Consider the following 3,335-nt stretch of genomic DNA (forward strand, 5'->3'; position numbering starts at 1 on the left):
GCGTAGGATTGGCCGCGTCCGATGCGAGCAAGTACCCGCAGGAATTTTCCGGCGGACAGCGACAACGCATTTCGATCGCACGAGCGCTCGCGGGTGAACCGGACTTTCTCGTCCTCGACGAGCCGACCAGTGCCCTCGACGTGTCCGTGCAAGCGCAGATTCTCAATCTACTGAAGGCGTTGCGGCAGGATCTGGGGCTGACATCCCTGTTCATCACGCACAATCTCGCCGTCGTTCGGCTCATGGCCGACCGCGTCGGCGTGATGTATCTCGGTCAGATCGTGGAGGAGGCGCCGACCACGGAATTGTTCACCGCGCCGCGGCATCCCTACACGCGGTTGCTGATCGATGCCTCGCCCGATCTCGACACGCGGGACAGAAGCCTCCATCCGATCGCGGGTGAGATCCCGAGCCCCAGTGCTATCCCGTCGGGCTGTCGGTTTCACACCCGTTGTCCGCGCGTGAAGCCGCTCTGCATCGAGAAAGAACCCGATGTGACGCGCACCCCGAGCGGCGCCTCGTTTCGGTGCCATTTCCCGTTGGAGCAGGGCGATCTAGCCGGTGGCGTGCAAGCCTCCGACAATCACACCGTGACGGCGTTTCGGCGGAGAGCGATCTGATGTCTCGCGATGATGCTATCGCGCGTGCTGCGCAACATCTCGACAGCGGTGCGTTTCGGGAAGAACTGGCACGCCGCGTAGCCTATCCGACGGTGAGTCGTTTGTCCGGCAACGCGCCCGATCTGCTCGAGTACCTCGAGAAGGAAATGCAACCTGCTTTCCGAGGCATGGGCTTTGAGACCGAGATTTACAACAATGATCTCGCACCGGGTCCGTTTCTCGTCGCCACGCGCATCGAAGATCCAGCACTTCCGACCGTTCTTCACTACGGCCACGGGGATGTCGTGGCGGGGCTCGACGAGAGCTGGCATGAAGGACTTTCGCCCTGGCGGCTGACAGAGCGCGACGGACGCTGGTATGGGCGCGGCACGGCGGACAACAAGGGCCAGCACGCCATCAACATCGCGGCTTTGCGCGCGGTCCTGGAAACGCGCGGCGCACTTGGGTTCAACTGCAAATTTCTGATCGAGATGGGGGAAGAGGCGGGGTCTGTCGGCTTGAAGGAGTTCTGCGAGGAACATCGTGATGTGCTGCGGGCGGATCTTTTCCTCGCGTCGGACGGACCGCGCCTCAGTCTGGACCGCCCGACGATCTTCCTCGGCGCCCGTGGTGGCATGAGCTTCCACCTCACCATCGAAGCGCGCGATGGGTTCCACCATTCCGGCAATTGGGGCGGCATCCTCTCGAATCCCGGCATCGAACTTGCCCACGCCATCGCGACGCTGGTGGGCCCAAAGGGAGAAATCCGCATCTCGGAGATGGTGCCCGATGGAATTCCAGCAAACGTGCGGGAGGCACTTGCGGATTGTGCAATCGAGCCCGGCCCTCGCGATCCGGTCATCCAGGAATGGTGGGGCGAACCGCGCCTCAYGCCGGCCGAGAAGGTCTATGCCTGGAGTTCCTTCGAGGTGATGGAGTTCTCGTGCGGCAACCTCGCCCAGCCCCTCTATGCTATTCCTCCCCGCGCGACGGCGCGGATGCAGCTGCGGTTCCCTGTCGGTGTCGATCACACGCAAGTTGTGCCGGCCGTGCGACGCCATCTCGACCGTCAGGGCTTCGCGCATGTCGTCGTCACGCCGTCCGAGGATGCGATCTTCCTCGCCAGCCGTCTCGATCCAGATCATCCGTGGGTTCGCCAAGTGAGGGAATCCATCACGGTGACCTGCGGTCGTCCACCGGCTGTCCTTCCCAATCTGGGAGGATCGTTGCCGAACAACATCTTCTCCGATCAGCTCGGCCTACCGACGGTCTGGGTGCCCCATTCCTATCCCGGTTGCCAACAGCACGCGCCGAACGAACATCTCCCGATCTCCATCGTCCGCGAAGGCCTCAGACTGATGGCGGGCATCTATTGGGATCTGGGCGTATCGACGCAGGGAGGCGGTTTCGGCCGAACAGGCAGCTAATCCGGGTGGAATCCCGTGTGTTCGAAGAGTTCCCCGCCTCTGCACCGATGCCATTCACAGGTCATCTGATCGGGTAAGCCCGACTTTTGCGGCATGCGGAGGAAGAGATGGCGATCACGCCCTGGGGAACCCCGTTCACGGTGAACACGGCGACGGAAGGCTGGCAGGTATCTTCCAAGCTCGTTGCACTCAAGGACGGCGGCTTCGTCGCGGTGTGGCTCGACGACCGGCCCTTCGATCCGGACGTGATCAAAGCTCAAATTTTTAATGCGGACGGGACAAAGCGCGGCGCTGAACTACTCGTCGGGGACGGCACAGCCGATTCTCCAAACCCGTCGGTGACGGCACTCGAGGACGGACGGTTGGTCGTCGCCTGGAGAGAGGAGTCCTCCGTCTGGGTGAGGGCATTCGAGGCCGGCGGAACGCCGATTGGCGAGAAGGTGCTGGCCAGCAGCAGTGTCGGCAACGCGTTTCAACCTCACGTCACGGCGCTCTCCGGGTCTCAATTCGTCGTCGGATATCATGGCAGCAATGAGGATGCTCATGATGTCGTGACGTTCCAGATCGCCGACGGCGTCCTGCAGAAGCGGGCCGAGGTTCGTGCGGATACCAATACCGAAGTCAGCTACTCTTCGTTTGTCGCGCTGGAGGGCGGAAGATTCGCCCACTTCTATCCGGCCGATGAACTTACGATTGCGATGGTGATCCGCAATTTCGACGGTTCCCCTGTCGGTCAGCCGATCACCGTGAGCGGAATAGACGACGCGGCCGATATTCCCTCCGCAACACGCCTCGCAGACGGGCGACTTGTCGTCGTCTATCAGGTCTTCGGTTCATCGGGATTTTACGAGACGAAAGCGCAAATATTGACGGCCGAGGGCGTGCGGATCGGCCCCTCGTTTTCCGCAGCGTCGCATTCGCTGGATTCTCGATTCAAGGCGTCGGTTGCAGCGTTGCCGGACGGCGGCTTCGCGGTTGCTACGCGTGGGCTAACGGATGCCGGAGACGAAAAACTCTACGTCCAGATTCTTTCCTCGACGGGGCAAAAGGTCGGTGACGAGTATTTGGCTGGAAACGCCGTCGACAATGAAGCTCCGTCTCTGACGGCATTGGCGGACGGCAGGCTCGTCGTCTCGTACGAGACAGAAGGTCCGGGCACTGACGTGCTCGCGCAAATTCTGGAACCGAGAACACAGGGCGTGAGCGTCAACGGCAGTGCTGCGAACGATCACTATTTCGGAAGCATTCACGGCGACCGTCTCGCGGGTGGTGTCGGCAACGATACCTTGATCGGCGGAGATGGTAACGA

2 protein-coding genes and 1 pseudogene are annotated in these 3,335 nt (G+C 61.7%); all 3 read left to right on the plus strand.

What is annotated here, in order from left to right; genetic code table 11:
* The coding region (locus tag AC1DT3_RS15700) for an ABC transporter ATP-binding protein (RefSeq protein ID WP_477466177.1) at window positions 1–620 on the plus strand (620 nt) is incomplete at its 5' end.
* Window positions 620–2,026 carry a M20 family metallopeptidase gene (locus tag AC1DT3_RS15705; protein ID WP_477466178.1) on the plus strand — a complete coding sequence of 469 codons (1,407 nt, stop codon included), beginning with the start codon at window positions 620–622 and terminating at the stop codon, window positions 2,024–2,026. The genes AC1DT3_RS15700 and AC1DT3_RS15705, both read left to right, overlap by 1 nt.
* Before the next feature lie 107 nt (window positions 2,027–2,133).
* Window positions 2,134–3,335 (plus strand): annotated as a pseudogene (locus AC1DT3_RS15710) (hypothetical protein); the annotation flags it as partial.

The organism is Microvirga sp. P4_G7 (genome assembly GCF_056401005.1).